The organism is Frateuria aurantia DSM 6220 (genome assembly GCF_000242255.2).
GTDB lineage: Bacteria > Pseudomonadota > Gammaproteobacteria > Xanthomonadales > Rhodanobacteraceae > Frateuria > Frateuria aurantia.
Genome location: NC_017033.1, coordinates 1814411 through 1835149, shown reverse-complemented (window position 1 = coordinate 1835149; position 20739 = coordinate 1814411). Strand labels below are relative to the sequence as shown.

The following is a 20739-nucleotide window of genomic DNA, read 5'->3' as shown; positions in this document are numbered from 1 at the left end:
TACACGTCATGGGCAAACTCGCCCTGGCCGCCAAGATCACTCACGTGCCTTCGATGTACCTCAGCGAGCCGGGCCGGCTGTACGAAGGTCTGCGGCGCCCTGCGATCGAAGGCCATCACGAAATCGGACGGCTCTGCCGCCAGCGAGGCGTCGATACCATCGTGGTCTTCGACACGCACTGGCTGGTCAATGCCGGCTATCACATCAACTGTCCGGCCCGGTTCGAAGGCATCTACACCAGCAATGAGCTGCCTCATTTCATCCGCAACATGCCTTATGCCTTTCCCGGCAACCCAGCTCTTGGCCAGCTGCTGGCCAAGGTTGCCGGCGACTACGGGGTGGAAACCCTGGCTCATGACAGCACCACCCTGGCCCCCGAATACGGCACCCTGGTACCGATGCGCTACATGAACGGCGATCAGCATTTCAAAGTGATCTCGATCTCGGCCTTGTGCACCGTCCATTACCTCCATGACAGTGCCCGTCTGGGCTGGGCGATGCGCAAGGCGATCGAGGATCACTACGAGGGCACCGTGGCCTTTCTGGCCAGCGGCTCGCTGTCCCATCGTTTCGCCCAGAACGGGCTGGCGCCCGATTATATCGACAGGATCTGGAGTCCGTTTCTGGACATGCTGGATCAGCAGGTCCTGCAGCTGTGGCAGCACGGCCGCTGGCCCGAATTCTGCGCAATGCTGCCCGAATACGCAGCCAAAGGCCACGGCGAAGGTTTCATGCATGACACCGCGATGCTGCTTGGTGCGCTGGGGTGGTCGGCCTATTCGGGACATGCCCGGCTGATCACGCCCTACTTCCCGTCATCCGGGACCGGTCAGGTGAATGTCCTGTTCCCCGTCACGCCGCAGGACGGCGACAGGATCCCTGCCCCCCAGGCCATCGCGCATCGACCGGTGCCGGCCTCGGCCCGTCTTTGACCCACCGCCCAGGCTGCAGGCCTCAAGGAGACGCCCATGCCACATCTGACCATGCTCTACACCGCCGATCTCGATGCCGAGATCGATTTTGACGGACTGGTCCGCCAGCTGGCCGATATCCTGTGCCAGCAGAAGGACGAGGCGGGCCAGCCGGTCTTCCCCATCGGCGGCGTGCGGGTATTCGCCAGTCCGGCCGCGCATGCCGCCATCGCAGACGGGGCCGGTCGCTACGACTTCCTGTATGCCCTGCTGCGGATCGGACGCGGACGCCCCGCGGCGGTCCATCGCGCCGTGGGCGATGCCTTGCTTGCGGTATTGCAGAAAGGCCTGAATCCAGGACGCCGCGAGCGGCCGATCGGCATCACCTTGCAGATCGACGAAAACCAGGGCCAGGTCTACCAGGCACGGTCCGGCACCTTGCATGCCCACTTCCATGAACACTGAGACCGGCGACCGCCGTGATCCGCCTTCCTTGCAGGAGTATCCCCACCATGTTGCAGGCCGAAACCATCCGGCAGGCTGCCCGGCGTCTGTACAAGGCTGAGCGCAGCCGCCAGCAGCTGCCTCAGTTTTCACAAGAGTATCCGCAGCTTGATCTGGACGATGCCTATGCCATCCAGCGCGCGTGGGTGGACATGAAGCTGGCCGATGAGCGCCGCGTGATCGGCCACAAGATCGGACTGACCTCGCGCGCCATGCAGATATCGTCCCATATCGACGAGCCCGATCATGGCATTCTTCTCGACGATATGCTGTACGGCGAAGGCGGCGACATAGCCGTCAGCGATTTCATCGTGCCACGACTGGAGGTCGAACTGGCCTTTGTCCTGGACCGCCCCTTGCGCGGTCCGGGCATCACCATCACCGAGGTGCTGGATGCCACGCGCTGGATCATGCCTGCACTGGAAATCATCGATGCCCGCATCCAACGCCTCGATCCCGCCAATGGCGAGACCCGCAAGGTCACCGACACCATTTCGGACAATGCCGCCAATGCCGGACTGGTGCTGGGCGGCTTGCCGGTGCGACCCGATACGATCGACCTGCGCCGGGTCATGGCCGTGCTCTGGCGCAACGGGGTCATCGAGGAATCCGGCGTCTCGGCAGCCGTACTGAATCACCCGGCACACGGAGTCGCCTGGCTGGCCAACAAGCTCGCCCGTCACGGAGTGGAACTGCAAGCCGGACAGATCATTCTTGCCGGATCTTTCACACGGCCGGTGGATATTCGCGCCGGCGATACCTTCCATGTCGATTACGACCGCCTGGGCAGCATCGCCTGCCGCTTCGTCTGAGCCAGGAGTCCACCATGAAACTTCCCGTCAACCGTTTCAAACAGCGTTTGCAGCAACAGATTCCGCAGATCGGACTGTGGCTGGGCCTGGCCGATGCCTATCCGGCCGAATTGCTGGCCAGCGCCGGCTTCGACTGGTTGCTGATCGATGCCGAGCACGCCCCCAATGACCTGCGCAGCGTACTCAGCCAATTGCAGGCCATTGCGCCTTATCCCAGTCAGCCGGTGGTGCGGCCGGTACAAGGTGATACCGCCTTGATCAAGCAATACCTGGATATCGGTGCACAGACCTTGCTGTTGCCGATGGTGGAGAGTGCCGAACAAGCCGCCGGGCTGGTGGCCGCCACCCGTTATCCACCCGCCGGCATCCGTGGCGTCGGCAGCGCACTGGCCCGGGCCTCCCGCTGGAACGGAATCGACGGCTATCTGCAACATGCTGCCAGACAGATCTGCGTGCTGGTACAGGTCGAATCGGACCGGGGCCTGAAAGCACTGGCGGAGATCGCGGCCGTCCCTGGCGTGGATGGCGTGTTTTTCGGACCGGCCGACCTGTCGGCCTCCCTGGGCCATCTGGGGCAGGCGGATGCGCCAGAGGTGCAGCAGGCCCTGGCGGAAGGCATCGCCACGGTGCGAGGGCTCGGCAAGGCCGCCGGCATTCTGAGCACGGATCCCGTTCAGGCCGAAAACTGGCTGCGGATGGGCGCGCTGTTCGTGGCGGTCGGCGTTGACACTCGTCTGCTGCTCGGTGCTGCCCGCCAGCTGGCCGTCCGCTTCCATCACTGAAAGTACGTTGCACATCCGCCCCGAACCGACCTGCCAGGCCCCTGCTTCCGGGGATGGTGCTCGTGGACAAAGAAGCCCCCCGGTGATCGAAGATCACCGGGGGTCTCTGCCTGACTCCGCCACAGCGGGAGTGCAACAGGCTTACTTGGCAGTTGCCGCCTGGCTGTCGTCAGTCGCCAGCGACTTGCCCTGGTAGGTACCCGTCAGGGTGTTCAGGAAAGCCACGATGGCATGCACGTCGGCATCGGACATGTTGTGATCCGGCGTCTGGTATCTGGCCATCTCGCGCACGGCCTGCTCCAGAGTCTTGGCACTGCCGTCATGGAAGTACGGGGCGGTCAGGGCCACATTGCGCAGGGTCGGCACCTTGAAGCGATGGTCATCCAGCGGATCCTTGGTGACACCGATGCGGCCGGCGTCCGCCGCAGTCAGCTGGCCGCCGCGATCTCCGAAGTAGTTGCCTTCCAGCCCCATCACTTCGAAAGCCCCGCCACCGACGGCGACACCATTGTGGCAGCCCGAGCAGCCGACCTGCTTGAACAGCTCGTAGCCATGCTTCTCTTCGGCATTGATGGCCTGGGCATCACCCTTCAGATATTTGTCGAATCGCGAATCAGGGGTGATCAGGGTGGTTTCATAGGCGGCGATGGCCGAGGTGACGCTGCGCTGATCGATCACCGGGCTGCCGAAGGCGCTCTGGAACTGGGCGGCGTAGGCCGGGTCCCGATTCAGTCGGGCGGCGACATCGTTCCAGTCGTGCGACCCCATCTCCAGCGGATTCATCACCGGACCCGCAGCCTGATCAGCCAGGTCCTTGGCGCGTCCGTCCCAGAACTGCAACACGTTGAATACGGCGTTGTACACGGTGGGCACATTGATCGGGCCCTTCTGGCCGTGGATACCCGTGGCCGTCACCAGATGATCGACACCACCGTGTTGCAGATCGTGGCAGCTGGCGCAATTCAGGGTACCGTCACCGGACAACTGCTTGTCGAAGAACAGCTTCTGGCCCAGCGCGACCTGCTCGGCATTGACCGGCAGCGAGGCCGGAACCGGCTGGATCGGATCGGCGGCGTGATCGCTGGCCACGCCCGGCATCGCATAGTGCTGACGACGCTCCTGCTGTACCCAGCTCAGCACGGCCTGGTTCTGCTGGGCGTTCAGATGGGCATGCCAATGCATGAACACATAGAGATCAGGCGGCATGCGCCCCTGACTGATCACTTCCTCGATGCGGCCGAGCTGCTCTTCATTGACCGGCTTGCCTTCTTGCAGGGCCGACAGCACCGGCTCGATCCGGAAGTGACGCAGACCTTCGGAAACATCCTTGCTCATCAACTGGTTGGCAAGCGGCACATGGAAATAGAACGGCAGCTCGGTATGGGTGGCATGGCAGAAGTCACAGCGGGCTTCGCGCAGCGAATTGAAGGCCGCCAGCGCCACGGGATCGTTACGTGTCGGCGAGTTCGCAGGCAACTGCGGTGCGGTGGCATGGTCCCAGTGTTGCAGATAGGCGACCGAGCCGCCGTAGGCGGCCAGACCCAATACCACCAAGCTCAGAATGATCTTTTTCAATATATTCCCCATTGGCTGAAGCACCCCTACCGGGGCTTTGACTGGAAACCATACTAGTCAGCGCAGAGCCTTCACTCCAATCGACTGTAAGCATCCCAACGATAGCTTTTGACTATCAAGCAGCCCTGGCAAGCCGACCGGCCGGATTGGCCAAGGCTCGCGCTGATCTCCTCCATCGGCTCGACCGATGCGCTGAAACCTTTGCCCCGCGGGCTTTTCAAGCCTTCCGGCCATATCCCGAGATGGACTGCAGCCACCCGACCTTTGTTGGCTACCGACCCGGAATGATCGGCGGTATGACCCGTCGAAAGCCCTTCCGGCATGCGGCTGCGGCAATTCGATCACCCGCGGTGACTTCGGCGCCGTCTACCACCGCCACTCTACCGCCACTCTTCGGCATGATTGATGGGAACACGGGCCAACCTCAGGCAAAGCCGATTGCCCTCTCCCGTGGAATGCCTTCCCTGAAATCATACAGGTTCGATGGGTGGGCCTCGGCGACTCAGCCACCCGCCGAAGCCCAGCGCCAGCAGGGTCGACAACAGGCTGCCCAGCAGTACGGCACATCGCGCCAGACGCTGTGCATGGACATCCGTCAGTGCCAGGGTGGTGATGAACATCGCCATGGTCAGTCCGATCCCGGCCAGCATCCCGATCAGCGCCAGCTGTGGCCAGCTCATGCCCGCCGGCCGCCGGGCCAGTCCGAGCCGTATCGCCGCCCATGCCGCCAGCACGATCCCGATCGGCTTGCCCAGCACCAGACCGGCCACCACGCCCACACCAAGGCGCAAGGCTGCGGTGGAAGTCAGCACCAGCCCATGCAGGTCGATGCTGGCATGTATCAGGGCGAATCCCGGCATGACGACATAGGCGACCCAGGGATCCAGGGCTGCCTTGAGGCGCCTCGCACCATGCCAGGGTCTTGTGCGTCCCGCCGGCCACAGCAGGCCGAGCACCATGCCCGCCAGCGCCGGATGCAGGCCGCACCGCCACAGGCCGATCCAGATCAGCACGCCGACGCTCAGCAGCATCACCGTGGCGGCCTGGTCCCGGCACCGCAGCAACAGATAAAGGGTCGCGGCCGCCAGCAGCCAGATAGCTCCGCCCGGCGCCAGTGCCTGACTGTAGAACAGCATGACCACCAGCACCGCAATCACGTCGTCGATCATCGCCAGTGCCAGCAACAGCGGCCGCAGAGAACGCCCCAGGCTCTGCGGCAGCAAGCCCAGCATGCCGGTGGCGAAGGCGATGTCGGTAGCCGTCGGCACCGCCCAGCCCGAAACCTGCGGCAAGCCCGCATTGCAGATCAGGTAGATCAAAGCCGGCACCAGCACGCCACCGCAGGCGGCAGCCACCGGCAAGGCGGCACGGCGAAACCCGCGAAGACTGCCGCAACACAGTTCCAGCTTGATTTCCAGACCGGCGGCCAGAAAGAACAAGGCCATCAGCCCTTCGTCGAACATGTTCGCCAGGGAAGGCAGCTGCCAGGAACTCGCCAGCCTCCATGGCTGGTCCCAGAAATCCGTCACCCGCCCCGCGGGCAGCACATTGGCGAGGCACAAGCCGGCAAGGGCGGCCAGCACCAGCAACAGGCCGGATCGGCGCCCGGCATGGACCGGGTGGTCCCCGGCAGAATCCATAAGGGGAACGGCAGGCTTGGCAGTCATCGACGGCTTGTCCGCGCGGCGGCCCGACCTGCGCATCGACCTGTCTTGCGCCACCATGGCCAAGACACCCTGGACCGTGATCCTAGCATAGCCGGGTGACGCGATGGCGATATCCGACGCCCGCCCGGCGCAGTGACAGACTGCGACCGATTGCCCGGGCTGTCCCTCGGCACGATAATAGGCGTTCTTCGCCGACCACGGCCGGTCACCCGCTCCGCGGTGGCTTCCGGTCGTCAGGCGATGCCTTGAGGATCTTGCTCCCATGCCGCCATCGGCACCTGCCTCCAGCCCTTTCGATACCCATGCGGCTCCGGCCCCGCCACGGTCCTATCGGACCATTGCCCTGATTGTCGCCTGCGCGATTTTCATGGAGCAGCTGGACGCCACCGTGCTGGCGACGGCACTGCCGGCGATGGCCCGCGACTTCCACGTGGCAGCTCCGGCCATGAGCGTGGCGCTGACCAGCTATCTGCTGGCCCTCGCGGTGCTGATACCGACCAGCGGGGTCATCGCGGACCGTTTCGGCAGCCGCCGGGTGATGTGCGCCTCGATCGCGGTGTTCATGTTCGGCTCGATCGCCTGCTCCCTGGTCCACAGCATGCCGGGGATCGTCGCGGCCCGGCTGCTGCAAGGCATGGGGGGCGCCATGATGACGCCGGTCGGACGCCTGATCATTCTCAGCACGGTGGATCGCAAGGATCTTGTCTCGGCGATGTCCTGGGCGCTGGTACCAGCCTTTCTCGGCCCCATCCTGGGCCCGCCGCTGGGAGGCCTGATCGTCACCCATCTGGATTGGCGCTGGATCTTCTACATCAATCTGCCGATCGGACTGCTGGGGCTGTATCTGGTCTGGAAGTTCATTCCCGACGTCTGCCGCCCGCGCGGCGCCCATCCCTTCGATCTTTCCGGCTTCATCCTCTGCGGCGTCAGCTCCAGCGCCTTGCTGTTCGGCCTGGAGTGGTCCGGACCGGATCATCCCGGCCAGCTGTCCATGCCGCTGCTGGCCTGCGGCGTGATCACCGCCGGGCTCTATGTGCGGCATGCCCGCCGCCGTCCTCATCCCCTGCTGGATCTGGACCTGCTGAAGATCGACTCATTCCGTCTGTCGGTCATTTCCGGCTCGCTGATGCGGATCACCCAGGGTGCCCAGCCGTTCCTGCTGCCCCTGCTGTTCCAGGTCGGCTTCGGCTACAGCGCGGTACGCAGCGGTGAACTGGTACTAGCCACCGCCTTCGGCGCGGTGGTGACCCGCAGCGTCACGCCCCGCCTGCTGCGACTGACCGGCTTCCGCAACGGCCTGATCGGCAATGGCGTGCTGGCCAGCCTCGGCTATGCCGTCTGCGCGGTATTCCAGCCGGACTGGCCGATGTGGCTGATCTTCGGCTGCCTGTTCTGCTGTGGCGCCTTTATGTCCTTCCAGTTCGGTGCCTACAACACCGTCGCCTACGAAGCCGTGCCCATGGAACAGATGAGCGCGGCGAACAGTTTCTACACCATGCTGCAACAGCTGATGCTGTCGGTCGGCGTCTGCATCGGAGCCCTGCTGCTGCGACTGACCATGACGGCGCGCGGCCATGTCCAGCCGCAGCATTCGGATTTCTCGATCACCTTTGTCGCGATCACCCTGATCTCGCTCAGCTCGACCTGGTGGCATCGCGCCTTCGCAGCCGAAGCCGGCGCCGAACTGAGCGGCCATCGCCTGCGTCGCTGAGTGCGTACCCAGCCGATCGACATATCACCATGCTTCCTGGTTCTTTGTCATCGGTGCGCCTGGGACTCAAGATGACTCCGTCGACCGCAAGGTCCATGCCCTACCGTTCTGTCCCTGTGCGCGTTCTCCCCCCCTTTGAGCGCCCACAGGGGCAGCAACGGACCACACTTCCGGAACGGGCGGGCCGACAGGCTCGCCATGCGTCGCGTGGTTCACCTACACTGCGACGATGCCGAATCGACCCTATCCATCCAGGTCCGTGCTGCCCGGAGCCGTTTCGCCCCGCACCATTCCTCATGAAGTCATGGGCGCCGCCTTCAGCCGGGCCGCAGGCGCCAGCCTAAGCCATGGCAACCGGGTCGAACCTCTGATGGATGGCCGCGCACATTTTCAGGCCTGGCTGGCGGCGATCCAGAAGGCACGCAGCAGCATTGTGCTGGAAAACTATATCGTCCGCGACGATGAAATCGGCCAGGCCTTTCTGGGTGCACTGGTACAAGCTGCGCGCAGCGGCATCGAGGTGCGGGTGATCTGCGACTGGCTGGGTTGCCTGGGTGCCAGTGGCCGGCGCTTCTGGCAGCCGCTGGTCCTCGCCGGAGGACAGATCCGTGTCTACAATCCGCCCCAATGGGGCAAGGCCCTGCAATGGATCAGCCGCGATCATCGCAAGGTGCTGGTGGTGGATGGCGAACTGGGCTTTCTGTCAGGCGTCTGCATCAGTGCCAAATGGCTGGGCGACCCCTCGCGATCGGTGACACCCTGGCGGGATACCGGCGTCAGCCTGCGCGGCCCGGTCGTCACCGAACTGCTGCGCGCCTTTGCCCAGAGCTGGCAACAGACCGGCGGAGTACTGCCACCGTCCCTCGCGGCCCGGCTGGATCCCGAAGCGCCACCCTGCGCCGGAGCAGGCAACATGGCCGTCCGCCTGATCGCGACACAACCGGCCACCGCCACCATGTTCCGGGTCGATCAGCTGATTGCCGCCATCGCACGTCGTTCGTTGTGGATCACCGATGCCTATTTCGTCGGCGTCGCGCCTTATGTGCAGGCCTTGGCCGCCGCCGCCCGCGATGGCGTCGATGTGAGACTGCTGGTTCCCGGCAGCAGTGATATTCCGGTCGTGGCCAGTCTGTCGCGGGCCGGTTACCGGCCGCTGTTGCAGGCCGGCGTAAGGGTCTTTGAATGGAATGGCTCGATGCTGCATGCCAAGACGGCGGTCGCCGATGGACAGTGGGCCCGGGTGGGCTCTTCCAATCTGAACATCGCCAGCTGGCTGAACAATCAGGAAATCGATCTGGCCGTCGAAGATCCCGGCTTCGCCCGGCAGATGGAGGACCAGTATCTGCGCGATCTGGAACAAGCCACCGAGATCGTGCTGGCCAGACGCCACCGCCGCAGTACCGTACAGACTCAGGGAGCACGACCACCCCGCCCGCATCACGCCGGCGGCAGCTCGGGCCGGGCGGCAGCCAGCGCGATCCGGCTGGCCAATACCGTGGGCGCAGTCATCATCAATCGCAGGGTACTGGATGATCAATCGTCCCTGCCCGCTCTGGCCGGCATCGGCAGCCTTCTGCTGACTGCCGCCATCGCCATCTACCGGCCTGCGGTACTGGCCTGGCCATGCGCGGCGCTGGCCTTGTGGGTGGCGCTGAACATGGCCATCGCCCAGTGGCGGCGGCACCGCAAACCCCGCTGACTTCTCGCCAGGCATGGCCATGTGCTAGCGTGTCGTGCTGATGGCCATGACCCAAGCTTCCCGTTCCGATGCCCAGATCCTGACGCCGACCGGTCTCAACCGGCTGGTGCGTGATCTGCTGGAAGACAGCCTGCCCCTGATCTGGATCGAAGGCGAGCTTTCCAATGTCGCCCGCCCAGCCTCCGGGCATCTGTATTTCACACTGAAAGACAGCCAGGCCCAGGTCCGTTGTGCCATGTTCAAGCCCAAGAGCAGCTGGCTGAAATTCAGACCGGCGGATGGCTTGCAAGTCCTGATGCGGGCCCGGGTGGGCTTTTACGAGCCGCGCGGCGAGTTCCAGCTGATCGTCGATCATATGGAGCCGGCCGGTGAAGGTGCCCTGCAGCGTGAATTCGAGCAACTGAAAACGCGGCTGGCCGCAGAGGGGCTGTTTGCCGCCGAGCACAAACAGGCGCTGCCCACTTATCTGCGCCGGATCGCCGTGATCACCTCCCCCAGCGGAGCAGCGATCCGCGATGTGCTCAGTGTCTGGGCGCGACGGTTTCCGCTGGTCGATGCCGAGATCCTGCCGGTGCCCGTGCAGGGTCGCGAAGCGGCCGCCGCCATGGTCACCATGTTGCACAAGGCGGAGCGCAGTCAGCGCTACGATGCGATTCTGCTGACCCGCGGCGGAGGCTCGATGGAGGATCTGTGGTGCTTCAACGACGAAGCGCTGGCCCGTGCCATTTATGCCTCCGCGGTGCCGGTGGTCAGTGCCGTAGGGCACGAGATCGATTTCACGATTGCTGATCTGGTCGCCGATCTGCGCGCGCCGACGCCCTCGGCCGCGGCCGAGCTGCTGGTGCCTGATCGAGCAGCCCTGCTGCACCGGCTGCAGCAGTGGCAGGGCCGACTGCTGAAGCAGACGGGACATGATCTGCAGCGTCGACGTCAGCAACTGGATCACTTGCAGATCCGCCTGGCCGGCCAGCAGCCGCTGGCGCGGCTTGAGCGGGGCCGTGAACGTCTGGAGCAATTGCGGCAGCGGCTGCTGACGACCTGGACCACCCCGCAACGGCAGCGACGGCAACAGGTGCAGCATTTGCACGAGCGCTGGCAATTGCTGAGTCCCCAGCGCCAGCTGAGCGCGCAGGCCCAGCAGTTGCAAGGCCTGCAACAACGTCTGCAACGTGCCCTGCAACAGAACATGGAGCAACGCAGCCAGCGCCTGCGCCAGGCCGGACACAACCTCCATGCCAGCAGCCCGCTGGCCACGCTGGAGCGTGGCTATGCCATCCTGCTGGATCAACAAGGCCAGGTCGTGCGGCGTGCGGATGCTGCTGTTCCGGGGCAGCGACTGCAGGGCCGACTGGCCGACGGGACGTTGTCACTGCAGGTGCTCGACAACATCGACTGAATTCGCCAGGGAAACTCGATGGCCTGCCGCATCCAGCCATGAAGGTCTGCCAGAGGCCCGCCGCGGCTGAAGATCCGCTGCCCGAGCCGGCAAGGCATTCAGCGGCGGCTACCTGTCGGTTGTGAGCGCGTAAGCTCAGCGGGTTCTACAGCGGCCGCCCCAGCCAGACCAGCAGGCGATCCCGCAGCCAGCCACCCCATTCATGCAGGGCCAGATCGCTGAGCGTCAGATTGTAGGAGGACGGCAGCCCGCCCGGCCCGGGCTGCAACACATCAGAGGCCACCGGCACCACGTGCAGACCATGGGCCAGAAAACAGGCCCTTGCCCGGCGCATATGATAGGCCGACGTCACCAGCAGCAATTGCCCGGACGGATGCTGCCGCAGCAGCTCCGCAGTGAAGGTCGCATTCTGGCGGGTATTCAGACTGCGGGTCTCAAGCAGCAGATCGGTCGCCGGCAGGCCCATCGCTTGCAGCGCATGGGCATAGGTCGCGGCCTCCGATGCGCCCAGCCGCAAGGGATCGCCGCCGCTGAGCAGTACCGTGCATTGGCGACTTTCCCGTGCACAGTCATGATAGAGCGCCATGGTTTTCGCCAATCGCGGATAGGCGAAAAGCCCAGGCTGCATCGACGACTGGGTGTCCTGCAGCAGACGAACCTCGCCGGCGCCCAGCATCACGATGGTATTGCGTGGCTGCCAGGCCACGACCGGTGGCGCCAGCCAAGGCCGCTGCAGCGGATCCATCAGCAGACGCGCCGTCCAGCCTTCGCCGGCCACCAGCAGGCCGGCCACGGCCAGCAGCACTGACCCAAGGGCCAGCGGGCGGCGTCGCAGAGCCAGAGCGCCCCATGCCAACAGGCACAGGCCCAGCGCAGCCGCCAGAATCACCCGACGCTGCCCACCTCGATCGAGCCGGTGGACGCAGCCAGCTTGTCCAGCAACTGCTGCTGCACATTGCGGACATTCTGGTTGCTGCTGGGTTGCAGCCGCTGATAGGCCCCGTCAGCCTGCAGGATCCAGGCACTGGAATTGTCGGCCAGATACATGTCCAGTTCCTTTTTCACCCTCAACCTCAGCTTCTTGCTTTCGACCGGAAAGCCGGTCTCGATGCGGCGGTCCAGATTGCGTTCCATCAGATCGGCGCTGGCCAGATACAGCTTGTCTTCACCGTCATTGGCAAACCAGTAGGCACGACTGTGTTCCAGAAAGCGGCCGACAATGGAGCGCACGCGGATATTCTGGGAGATGCCGGGAATCCCGGGCCGCAGGCAGCACATGCCGCGCACGATCAGATCGATCTTGACCCCGGCACGACTGGCCTTGCAGAGGGCCGCGATCACCTTGGCATCGGTCAGCGCGTTGACCTTGGCGATGATCTGCGCCGGACGGCCCGCCGCGGCAATCGCCGCTTCGCCGGCAATCAGATCCAGCAGGGTCTTCTTCAAGGTGAACGGCGCATGCAGCAGTTTCTTCATGCGCTGTACCTTGCCCATGCCGGTCAGCTGACTGAACAGCTTGTGCAGATCCTCGCACAGCACCTGATCGGAGGTCAGCAGACTGTAATCGGTATAAAGCCTGGCGTTGCCGGTATGGTAATTGCCGGTGCCCAGATGCGCGTAGCGCACCAGATCACGACCTTCCCGTCGCTGGATCAGCATCAGCTTGGCATGGGTCTTGACCCCGACCACGCCATAGATCACCACCGCACCGGCCTGCTGCAGCCGTGCGGCCAGCGACAGGTTCGACTCCTCGTCGAAGCGCGCGCGCAGCTCGACCACGGCGGTGACTTCCTTGCCGGCCCGCGCGGCATCGACCAGTGCATCGACGATCACCGAGTTGGCACCACTGCGGTAAAGGGTCTGCTTGATCGACAGCACCTGCGGGTCTTTGGCCGCACGTCGCAGCAGATCCACCACCGGCGAGAACGATTCGTAGGGATGCAGCAACAGCAAGTCGTGCTTGCCGATGACCGCGAAGGGATCTTCGACCTTGGCCAATATCTTGGGAATCGACGGCGTGAAAGGCTTGAACTGCAGCTGCGGATAGGTCTTGCTGTCGATGATGCCGAACAGCCGGGTCAGATTGACCGGACCGTTGACCTCGTAGACATCGGCCTCCCGCAATCCGAACTGCTTCAGCAGATAGTCGATCAGATCCCGCGGGCAGTTGTCGGCGACCTCCAGCCGCACGGCATCGCCGAAACGCCGCGAATACAGCTCGCCACGCAAGGCATGGGCCAGATCGTCGATATCCTCCTGATCGATGGTCAGGTCCGCATTGCGGGTCAGCCGGAACTGATAGCAGCCATGCACCGTCATGCCGGCGAACAGCTCGTCGGCATGGGCGTGGATGATGGAAGACAGCAGCACGTAATTGTCGCCGCCCTCGCAGACCTCGTCAGGCATGCGCATGATGCGCGGCAGCACCCGCGGCGCCGGTACGATGGCCAGCCCCGAATCCCGCCCGAACGCATCGACACCTTCGAGCTGGACGATGAAGTTCAGGCTCTTGTTGACCAGCAGCGGAAACGGATGGGTGGGATCCAGGCCGATCGGGGTGATCAACGGGGCCACCTCATGCCTGAAGTAGCGTCGCACCCAAAGCTTCTGCTTGTGGGTCCAGTGATTGCGCCGGACGATACGGATGCCGTGCTCCGCCAGCTCCGGCAGGATCCGCTCGTTGAGAATGCTGTACTGGCGCTCGATGTGACGATGCGCGATTTCGCTGATCGCGGCCAGCGATTGCTTGGGTGCCAGCCGGTCGGGTCCGATCAGCTCGTGACCGAAGTCGATCTGGTCCTTCAGACCGGCCACCCGGATCTCGAAGAACTCGTCCATGTTGCCGGAGAAAATCAGCAGAAACTTGAGGCGCTCCAGCAGCGGCATCGACTCGTCCAGCGCCTGATCCAGTACGCGGATATTGAACTGCAGCTGGGACAGTTCGCGATTGATGTACAGCGAAGCATCATTGAAATCCGGCGCAGGCACGGACGGAGCCGGTGCAGCCAGCGGCTCGACGGCCGGCTCCTGGGTCGAATCGCTGGTCTCGCCCTCAATACTTGCAGTCATCGCTTTTGCCGTCTCTTGTCTTGCTCATGTCCATCCCGCTGCGGGCCCCGAAGAACCAGGATGCAGGCGCCTTGCTCCAGTGTAGACCCGTGGCGTGCCGGTTTGATGACAAGCCGGCACGCCCGGACAGACTTCATTCGTAATCGTGATCGCGATCCCAGCTGCGCAGCTCGTCGCGGATATGGGCGATCCGCTGCCGCCCCAGGGCATTGCGCTCCTCGTCCAGCACCAGACCATCAAGCAGCTCGGCCATCCGTTGCGCGGTCGGCAGCATCGTGTCCCAGGCATCCAGCGCCGGCACCGGCGCCGGCAAGGTCATGAAGAAACTGAGTCCCGGCGAGCGCAGGTGGGCCGCAGCGGCCAGATCGAAGCTGCCCGGCTTGAGCATGTTGGCTACGCTGAAGATCGGGCCCTGGTCGCGCTTGCCGTCCTGCAGGCGGTGATAGATGTTCATGTCGCCGAATTCCAGCCCGGCCTTTTCGGCGGCCACGATCAGATCACTGCCGGCGAAATCCTGACCTTCGCGCGCTACGACATACAGGCTGACGATGCGGTCGATGGGCAGGTGGGAGGGCCGCTTGCCGATCTCGGCATGCAGAGGCCGCGGTGTCGCTGCCACCGGCGGCGGAGCGGGAACTTCCGCTGCAGGGGGCGCGACGTGGATCTCGGGCTCGGCACGCGAAGCGGCGATCGACGGCAGCGGCGCGAGTCCGTCTTCGGGCAGTGATGGCGAACGCAAGGCCTCGATGATGGCCTGCGCGCCACTGGACGGTCGATGCGCAGTGATCGCGGGGACCGCCTCGCCCGTGCCGCGCTCACCGGCCAGAGTCGCTCCCAGCCGCTCCAGCTCCTCGCGCAGACCGCCGTCGGTCACTTCGCTGCGGGCATCCAGCGGTCCCAGCTTCAGATCACTGTCGGCACCGAACGGATCCTGGCGGCCGTCCTCGTCACCGATCACCGGATCGCGCCGATCACGTGCCGAGGAAGGCGGTGCCGGTCGCTGACGTCCTTGCTCCTGCCTGGGCCGGCCGAAAAGATAGACCAACCCCCAAATAACCACACCTCCAATCAGCATGGGTACGCCGATTGAAGGATTCCAGGCCAATGCCATCACTGCTGCAAACTCCATGTCTGTTGATTGTTTCAGGCGGTGCCAGCCAGTCGGGCGGCCTCCGCGAGGTCCACCTGCACCAGCCGGGACACGCCAGGCTCACGCATGGTGACACCACACAGCTGACTGGCGGCTTCCATGGTGGCCTTGTTGTGACTGACGAAGATGAACTGTACCTGCTCACTCATCTCCCGCACCATAGCTGAAAACCGCCCCACATTGGCTTCATCCAGCGGCGCATCGACTTCATCCAGCAGGCAGAACGGCGCAGGATTCAGGCCGAAGATCGCAAATACGAGTGCGACGGCGGTCAAGGCCTTCTCGCCGCCGGAGAGAAGGCTGATATTGGACACCTTCTTGCCGGGCGGCCGCGCCATGATGGATACGCCCGTGCTCAGCAAATCATCTCCCGTCAGCTCCAGATAGGCCTGGCCACCGCCGAACAGGCGCGGGAACAGCGTCTGCAGGCCGGCATCCACCCGCTCGAAGGTATCCTTGAACAGGGCACGCGTCTCCCGGTCGATCTTGCGGATCGCGCTCTCCAGCGTCTCCAGCGCGGCCGACAGATCGGCCAGTTGACGTTCCAGATACTCGCGTCGTTCGCTCTGCTCGGCATATTCCTGGATCGCCGCCAGGTTGACCGGCTCCAGACGCTGGATTTTCACAGCCAGCTCAGCCAGCTGCCGACGCCAGAGTCCGCTCTCCGCCTCGGACGGCAACTCGGCCAGCAGCACGCTCAGTTCCAGGCCGGCATCTATCACGGCCTGCGCCTGCTGTTCGGCGCGCAATTGCAGCGCCTGCATTGCCAGACGCTGCTCGGCGTGGCGGGCACGCAGATCGACCAGCCGCAACTCGAGACGCTGGCGCGCCGACTCCAGCTCTCGCCGCCCGGATTCCAAGGCATCGAGCCGAGCTCTCGCCTGCAGCAGCTCCTGATCGGCCTGCTGCCGCTGCTGCATCCACTTCTGTTGTTCGGCTTCCAGCGCCTGCAAGGGTTCGGCTTGCGGATGCAGCCGGGCTTCCAATGCCTGCCGCCGCTGCTGCAACTGCAGGCGCTGACCTTCACCGCGCTGCAGGGACAGCAGCAGACCCGCCTGACTGCTGCGCCGGGACTCCAGCTCCATGGCCAGCCGATGCACCTGCTCATGCAGCTCACCGGTCTGCCGCCTCGCGGTTTCCAGCCTGGTCTGACAAGCCTGCCTGGCCTCCTCCAGCGGCTGGCGCTGAAGCTCAAGCCCATCCAAGCGGGTATCGGCTGCTTCCAGGCCGGCGCGAACCTGCTGCAACTGGGTCGCCAGCGCCCCCAGCTGCAGCTGCAGCTGGGTGCCCTCCTGCGCCAGGCGTTCGCTGCGCTGACAGGCCTGCTGCCATTGGCCATGCCGGCTTTGCCACTGTCCAGCCAGTTCCGCCAGATGGTGCCGTGACTGGTACAAAGCGGCCTGGACCTCGTCGCGCCGGCCTTCTTCCTGCTGCCGGGCCAGCTGCACGGTCTGCCGCTCGGCCAAGGTCGTGTCCACATCGTCTTCCAGTGCATCAAGGCAGGCCTGCAGCGCCTCGAGTTCGCGCTCGCGTGCCAGCACGCCGAAACCGGTGCCCTGACCTCGCCGGACCCGGACCCATGCCTGACTCAGCCAGCATCCATCGGGCGTGATCACGGACTCGCCCGCCGGCAGGCCAGGCAGCCGGGCACGGGCCGCCTCCAGATCCGTGGCGGTATGAACCTTGGACAGGATGACTTGCAACCCGGCAGGGCCCTCGACGACCGATGCCAGCGTCCTTGCGGCGCCATCGTCCAGCGCAGGTGCCGCCGCCAGCAACAGCAGATCCGCCCCCTCCAGGCGAGCCAGATCGCCCGCACGCGCGGATGGCTCATCGACCAGAATCGCATCCATCCAGCCAGCCAATACCGTTTCGACAGCCACCTCCCATCCCGGCTGAACCCGCAACCGGGCGCCCAGCCGCGGAGCATGCGTCAGCTGCGCTGCGGCCAGCCATGACTGTGCAGGGTGATCCTCCTGCCCCAGCGCCGCCGCCTGCAAGGCCTGCAGCGCACTGGCCCGGCCATGCGCCTGCTGCAGCGCCCGGCGTTGCGTATCCAGCCTCTTCTGCAGGTTTCGTTCATGCTCGAGGTGCTGCTCAAGCATCTGCTGGTGCCGTTCAGCCTGTTCGGACAGTGCATCCGTCAGCGCCTGCTGGCTTGCCTCCTCTTCACGCAAGGTCTCCAGCCCGGCGGCCAGAGCCTGCGTATCGATGTCAGCCGCTTCCGCTGCCAGCCGCTCGGCGCGATGCGCGACTTCATCATGCTGGCGCTGCAGCAGGCCCAGACGGGTCCGCTCCACCTCGGCAAGCCGGCCGACCTCTCCCGCCATCTGCTGCAGCTCGTCGCGGCTCTGTTGCCAGTCGGCCAGCGCCTGTTCGGCCTGACGCAATTCGAGGCGGGCCTCTTCATGCAGGTTCTGCAGTGCCTCCAGCTTCGGCTCGCCGGCATCGATATCGGCCTGCACTTGCTGCAACTGCAGGCCATCCTCCGTCAGATGCTGATCCAGTGCCAGCTCATCCTGATGCAGCTCGGCACGGTCGCGCTGCAGGCGTTCGCTGGTTTCCCGCTGAAAGCGGATCTGCTGCTCGATCCGCGCCAGCTCGGCCCCGAGCTGATACACCTTCGCCTGGCTGCGATTGAGCTGCTGGCCGGCCTCATGCTGTTGCCCACGGGCAGTTTCCAGCCCGGCCTCCAGCTCCCGCTGACTCGCCTCGGCCTGCCCCGTCTCGGCCTCGACGGCCTGCAAACCGGCCAGCTCGGCGTCAAGCTGCTGCATGAAATGGCGGTATTCCAGAGCCCGCCATTCGGCATCCTTGCGGCCCTGCTCCTGTTTCAAGGCGGTCCAGCGCTCGGCCGCCCGCGCCTGCCGCTGAAGATGCTCCAGCTGCTTGTCCACTTCGTTGCGCACATCGGCGACCCGTTCCATGTTTTCGCGGGTGGCACGCATCCGGCTTTCGGTCTCCCGGCGCCGGTCCTTGTAACGGGAAATCCCGGCCGCTTCTTCCAGGTGCACGCGCAAATCCTCGGGCCGGGCCTCGACGATCTGACTGATCATGCCCTGCTCGATGATGGAATAACTGCGGGGCCCCAGACCGGTCCCCAGAAACAGGTCGGCGATGTCACGTCGGCGGCAGCGGCTGCCATTGAGGAAATAGGCGGACTGCCCGTCACGGGCGACCAACCGCTTGACCGAGATCTCGGCATAGGCACCGTATTCGCCCTGGATACCTCCATCGCTGTTGTCAAAGACCAGTTCAACGGTCGCCTGTCCGACCGGTTTGCGGGTCGTGGAACCGGCAAAGATCACGTCGGTCAGCGCATCACCGCGCAGACGACTGGCCACACTCTCGCCCATCACCCAGCGGATCGCATCGATGATATTGGACTTTCCGCAGCCATTGGGCCCGACCACGCCGGTCATATTGGTCGGCAAGGGGAGCGTTGCGGGATCGACAAAGGACTTGAAGCCCGCCAGCTTGATCGTGCTCAGACGCATGGACCACCCGCCAGAATCCCCGCCGATCCGGACCCGGGTCCGGCCTGATCCGGCCGAACGCCGCTATGGCGGCGAACGACCGGGCTGCCACTCTGCTGCCGGCTCAGGGCACCGCCGCGTCGATGGACAATGCATGAATCCCGTGATTCATCAGATCCTCGACGGTGGCATAGACCATTCGGTGCCGCTGCAACGGCAGCTTGCCCGCAAAGGCCGCACTGACCACCCGGACATGGAAGTGGCCCTTGCCGGCACCGGCATGCCCGGCATGCTTGTGACCTTCATCCAGAACCTCCAGCTCCACCGGACCGAGACCTTGCTGGATCCGCTCGCGGATCGTTTCGACCATGGGATTCGTCACTGCGGGAACACCTTCAGGAACGGCTTGATCTCGACATGGTCATACACACCCGCCGCCACATAGGGATCCAGATCGGCCCAGGCCTTCGCCTCATCGATGGAATCGAACGCGGCAATGATGGCGCTGCCGCTGAAACCGGCAATGGCCGGAGCCTCGGTATCACTGGCCGGCAGCGGACCGGCGGCCAGCAGGCGCTGCTCGCCCTGCAGCACTTCCAGCCGGGCCAGATGGGCGGGACGGGCCTCCTGCCTTGCGGACAGACTGCCCGGCGCGTCATGCGCCAGAATCAGATACCACTTCATTGTTCGTGCCTGCTGTCAATCAAGAACCTGCATTCTAATCCAAGCGGCGGATGCCGGCGTGATCGGCACCGGCATCCGCCGAGGCTCAATGTCCCGCCCCCAGTTTGAAGCGCAGCACCTGATAAGGACCATGCCGCAGATCATGCCCCTGATGCAGACCCGGCACCCGTTGCCACTGGCCAATGCTGACGTAGAGCCAGCCATTCTGCACCACCAGGCCATCCGGCCAGATCAGGCGACCGTCATGGGCGACCAGCGAAAACGTCCCCTGCGGACTCTTGCCAAGAATGGCATAGCGCGAGGCATCACCAAAATACAGATTGCCGTCCGGATCGATGGCCATGCCGCCATTGGAGACGGTCTGCCCCTCGGGGTGGATCGCCTTGCGCAACGAGGACTCCAGGCGGTCCTGATTGCTCAGGGCTGCGGTCGGAATGCTGTAGTACTCGGGATTCGTAGGAATCGACCAGTACAGGGTCTGGTGATCGTTCGACAGTTCGATGCCATTGACTCCGCCCTGCGGCATGCAGGGATGCTCCAGACTGTAGGCGCACGGCTGGCCCTCGACATAGCTCATGAAGCCCGGTGCTGGCGAGACCTGCGGCGCGTTGCGGAATACCTCGCGCATATGTCCGGTGGCTATGTCGACGACAATGATCGAGCTGTCCGGTTTGGCGAAACCGTTGTTGGAAATGAATACCGTGCCCTGCTCGCCATGACTGGGATCGACACGCAGATCGTTCAGCTGCATCGTGTCCCGCAGAAAAGGATGATGGAAGACAATGGTCTTGATCACCTTGCGCGAAGGAATGTCGATGGCGACCAGCTTGGCGGCGCCATCGGGGATACCCTCGATGCCGGCACGCTTGCCTTCGTCCAGTACCCACAAGGTATGGCCGACGCGGGTCAGTCCCAGCGGCGAGACGATCCAGTCACTGTAAGGACGCACAGCCGTGCCCGGCCCCCGGCCGCGCAGCAGCAGCTGCGGGTCCACCGTCGTCATCACGTCGGGAAAGGGCACCGGCTTGCCATTGACGATCTCGACCAGCGAGGCGTCACGATGATTGACACCCACCCGCGGCAGGGTCAGGAACAAGCGTCCTTCGGGCGTCACCGCCACACCGGCAGCCTCGGTATCCGGCAACGAGGCCACCACTTCGGCCGGACCGGCCGTGGTCAACGGCGCAGGCGGTGACTGGGTACTGCCGGCCGCCGCCGTGGCCGCACCGGCCGCAGGCACCATGGCCATCGCTCCCAGCGCCAGCCATGGTGCCACCCGTTTGCAGAAAACCGCCATCACGCT

16 protein-coding genes are annotated in these 20739 nt (G+C 64.6%); 7 read left to right on the top strand and 9 right to left on the bottom strand.

What is annotated here, in order from left to right; translation table 11 throughout:
* Nucleotides 1-8: 8 nt before the first annotated feature.
* From hpaD to hpaI, 4 genes are read left to right on the top strand one after another with little or no spacing between them, the layout of a single operon-like run.
* A complete protein-coding gene (gene hpaD, locus FRAAU_RS08510; RefSeq protein ID WP_014403136.1) occupies nucleotides 9-932 on the top strand; it encodes a 3,4-dihydroxyphenylacetate 2,3-dioxygenase in 924 nt (307 codons plus the stop codon).
* A gap of 36 nt (nucleotides 933-968) precedes the next feature.
* The gene (locus tag FRAAU_RS08505) at nucleotides 969-1376 is read left to right on the top strand and encodes a 5-carboxymethyl-2-hydroxymuconate isomerase (protein ID WP_014403135.1); all 408 of its coding nucleotides are present in this window, start codon (nucleotides 969-971) and stop codon (nucleotides 1374-1376) included.
* Nucleotides 1377-1423: 47 nt separating this feature from the next.
* Nucleotides 1424-2227: a 2-oxo-hept-4-ene-1,7-dioate hydratase gene (hpaH, locus tag FRAAU_RS08500; RefSeq protein ID WP_014403134.1), complete on the top strand. Its 804-nt coding sequence runs from the start codon at nucleotides 1424-1426 to the stop codon at nucleotides 2225-2227.
* Between the two features lie 14 nt (nucleotides 2228-2241).
* The gene (gene hpaI, locus FRAAU_RS08495; RefSeq protein ID WP_014403133.1) at nucleotides 2242-3009 is read left to right on the top strand and encodes a 4-hydroxy-2-oxoheptanedioate aldolase; all 768 of its coding nucleotides are present in this window, start codon (nucleotides 2242-2244) and stop codon (nucleotides 3007-3009) included.
* Between the two features lie 141 nt (nucleotides 3010-3150).
* Here the strand turns inward: hpaI and FRAAU_RS08490 are convergent, their stop codons facing one another.
* Both FRAAU_RS08490 and nhaA read right to left on the bottom strand, forming a co-directional pair.
* Nucleotides 3151-4584 carry a cytochrome-c peroxidase gene (locus FRAAU_RS08490; RefSeq protein WP_217176215.1) on the bottom strand — a complete coding sequence of 478 codons (1434 nt, stop codon included), beginning with the start codon at nucleotides 4582-4584 and terminating at the stop codon, nucleotides 3151-3153.
* Between the two features lie 470 nt (nucleotides 4585-5054).
* Nucleotides 5055-6224 (bottom strand): Na+/H+ antiporter NhaA, encoded by a 1170-nt coding sequence (gene nhaA, locus FRAAU_RS08485; protein ID WP_052317864.1) that lies wholly within the window; start codon nucleotides 6222-6224, stop codon nucleotides 5055-5057.
* Between the two features lie 289 nt (nucleotides 6225-6513).
* Here nhaA and FRAAU_RS08480 point away from each other — a divergent pair, with 289 nt between their 5' ends.
* The 3 genes from FRAAU_RS08480 to xseA all read left to right on the top strand — a co-directional run bounded on the left by FRAAU_RS08480 (nucleotide 6514) and on the right by xseA (nucleotide 11057).
* Nucleotides 6514-7962 carry an MFS transporter gene (locus FRAAU_RS08480; RefSeq protein WP_014403130.1) on the top strand — a complete coding sequence of 483 codons (1449 nt, stop codon included), beginning with the start codon at nucleotides 6514-6516 and terminating at the stop codon, nucleotides 7960-7962.
* Nucleotides 7963-8266: 304 nt separating this feature from the next.
* Nucleotides 8267-9661 carry a phospholipase D-like domain-containing protein gene (locus FRAAU_RS08475; protein WP_014403129.1) on the top strand — a complete coding sequence of 465 codons (1395 nt, stop codon included), beginning with the start codon at nucleotides 8267-8269 and terminating at the stop codon, nucleotides 9659-9661.
* A gap of 40 nt (nucleotides 9662-9701) precedes the next feature.
* Nucleotides 9702-11057, top strand: a complete 1356-nt coding sequence (xseA, locus tag FRAAU_RS08470) for an exodeoxyribonuclease VII large subunit (protein ID WP_014403128.1) — start codon at nucleotides 9702-9704, stop codon at nucleotides 11055-11057.
* A 145-nt stretch (nucleotides 11058-11202) separates the two neighbouring features.
* On the opposite strand, the gene FRAAU_RS08465 is transcribed toward xseA, so the two are convergent.
* The 7 genes from FRAAU_RS08465 to FRAAU_RS08435 form a co-directional block, all read right to left on the bottom strand.
* Nucleotides 11203-11946, bottom strand: coding sequence for a YdcF family protein (locus FRAAU_RS08465; RefSeq protein WP_014403127.1), 744 nt, complete (start codon nucleotides 11944-11946; stop codon nucleotides 11203-11205).
* A complete protein-coding gene (gene ppk1 / locus FRAAU_RS08460; RefSeq protein WP_014403126.1) occupies nucleotides 11943-14126 on the bottom strand; it encodes a polyphosphate kinase 1 in 2184 nt (727 codons plus the stop codon). The genes FRAAU_RS08465 and ppk1 overlap by 4 nt, the downstream gene beginning before the upstream one ends.
* Nucleotides 14127-14259: 133 nt before the next feature.
* Nucleotides 14260-15201 (bottom strand): cell division protein ZipA, encoded by a 942-nt coding sequence (gene zipA, locus FRAAU_RS08455; protein WP_245546342.1) that lies wholly within the window; start codon nucleotides 15199-15201, stop codon nucleotides 14260-14262.
* Nucleotides 15202-15269: 68 nt separating this feature from the next.
* Nucleotides 15270-18773, bottom strand: a complete 3504-nt coding sequence (gene smc, locus FRAAU_RS08450) for a chromosome segregation protein SMC (RefSeq protein ID WP_014403124.1) — start codon at nucleotides 18771-18773, stop codon at nucleotides 15270-15272.
* A gap of 103 nt (nucleotides 18774-18876) precedes the next feature.
* The gene (locus FRAAU_RS08445) at nucleotides 18877-19122 is read right to left on the bottom strand and encodes a BolA family protein (protein WP_014403123.1); all 246 of its coding nucleotides are present in this window, start codon (nucleotides 19120-19122) and stop codon (nucleotides 18877-18879) included.
* Nucleotides 19123-19130: 8 nt separating this feature from the next.
* A complete protein-coding gene (locus FRAAU_RS08440) occupies nucleotides 19131-19436 on the bottom strand; it encodes a YciI family protein (protein WP_014403122.1) in 306 nt (101 codons plus the stop codon).
* An 85-nt stretch (nucleotides 19437-19521) separates the two neighbouring features.
* Nucleotides 19522-20733: an L-dopachrome tautomerase-related protein gene (locus FRAAU_RS08435; RefSeq protein WP_014403121.1), complete on the bottom strand. Its 1212-nt coding sequence runs from the start codon at nucleotides 20731-20733 to the stop codon at nucleotides 19522-19524.
* Between the last annotated feature and the right edge of the window lie 6 nt (nucleotides 20734-20739).

Coding starts and splice junctions, on each gene's coding strand:
- hpaD (WP_014403136.1), top strand. CDS start 9: ATGGGCAAACTCGCCCTGGCCGCCAAGATCACTCACGTGCCTTCGATG.
- xseA (WP_014403128.1), top strand. CDS start 9,702: ATGGCCATGACCCAAGCTTCCCGTTCCGATGCCCAGATCCTGACGCCG.
- FRAAU_RS08440 (WP_014403122.1), bottom strand. CDS start 19,436: ATGAAGTGGTATCTGATTCTGGCGCATGACGCGCCGGGCAGTCTGTCC.
- nhaA (WP_052317864.1), bottom strand. CDS start 6,224: ATGGATTCTGCCGGGGACCACCCGGTCCATGCCGGGCGCCGATCCGGC.
- FRAAU_RS08445 (WP_014403123.1), bottom strand. CDS start 19,122: ATGGTCGAAACGATCCGCGAGCGGATCCAGCAAGGTCTCGGTCCGGTG.
- FRAAU_RS08475 (WP_014403129.1), top strand. CDS start 8,267: ATGGGCGCCGCCTTCAGCCGGGCCGCAGGCGCCAGCCTAAGCCATGGC.
- FRAAU_RS08480 (WP_014403130.1), top strand. CDS start 6,514: ATGCCGCCATCGGCACCTGCCTCCAGCCCTTTCGATACCCATGCGGCT.
- smc (WP_014403124.1), bottom strand. CDS start 18,773: ATGCGTCTGAGCACGATCAAGCTGGCGGGCTTCAAGTCCTTTGTCGAT.
- hpaH (WP_014403134.1), top strand. CDS start 1,424: ATGTTGCAGGCCGAAACCATCCGGCAGGCTGCCCGGCGTCTGTACAAG.
- FRAAU_RS08505 (WP_014403135.1), top strand. CDS start 969: ATGCCACATCTGACCATGCTCTACACCGCCGATCTCGATGCCGAGATC.
- zipA (WP_245546342.1), bottom strand. CDS start 15,201: ATGCTGATTGGAGGTGTGGTTATTTGGGGGTTGGTCTATCTTTTCGGC.
- FRAAU_RS08435 (WP_014403121.1), bottom strand. CDS start 20,733: ATGGCGGTTTTCTGCAAACGGGTGGCACCATGGCTGGCGCTGGGAGCG.
- hpaI (WP_014403133.1), top strand. CDS start 2,242: ATGAAACTTCCCGTCAACCGTTTCAAACAGCGTTTGCAGCAACAGATT.
- ppk1 (WP_014403126.1), bottom strand. CDS start 14,126: ATGACTGCAAGTATTGAGGGCGAGACCAGCGATTCGACCCAGGAGCCG.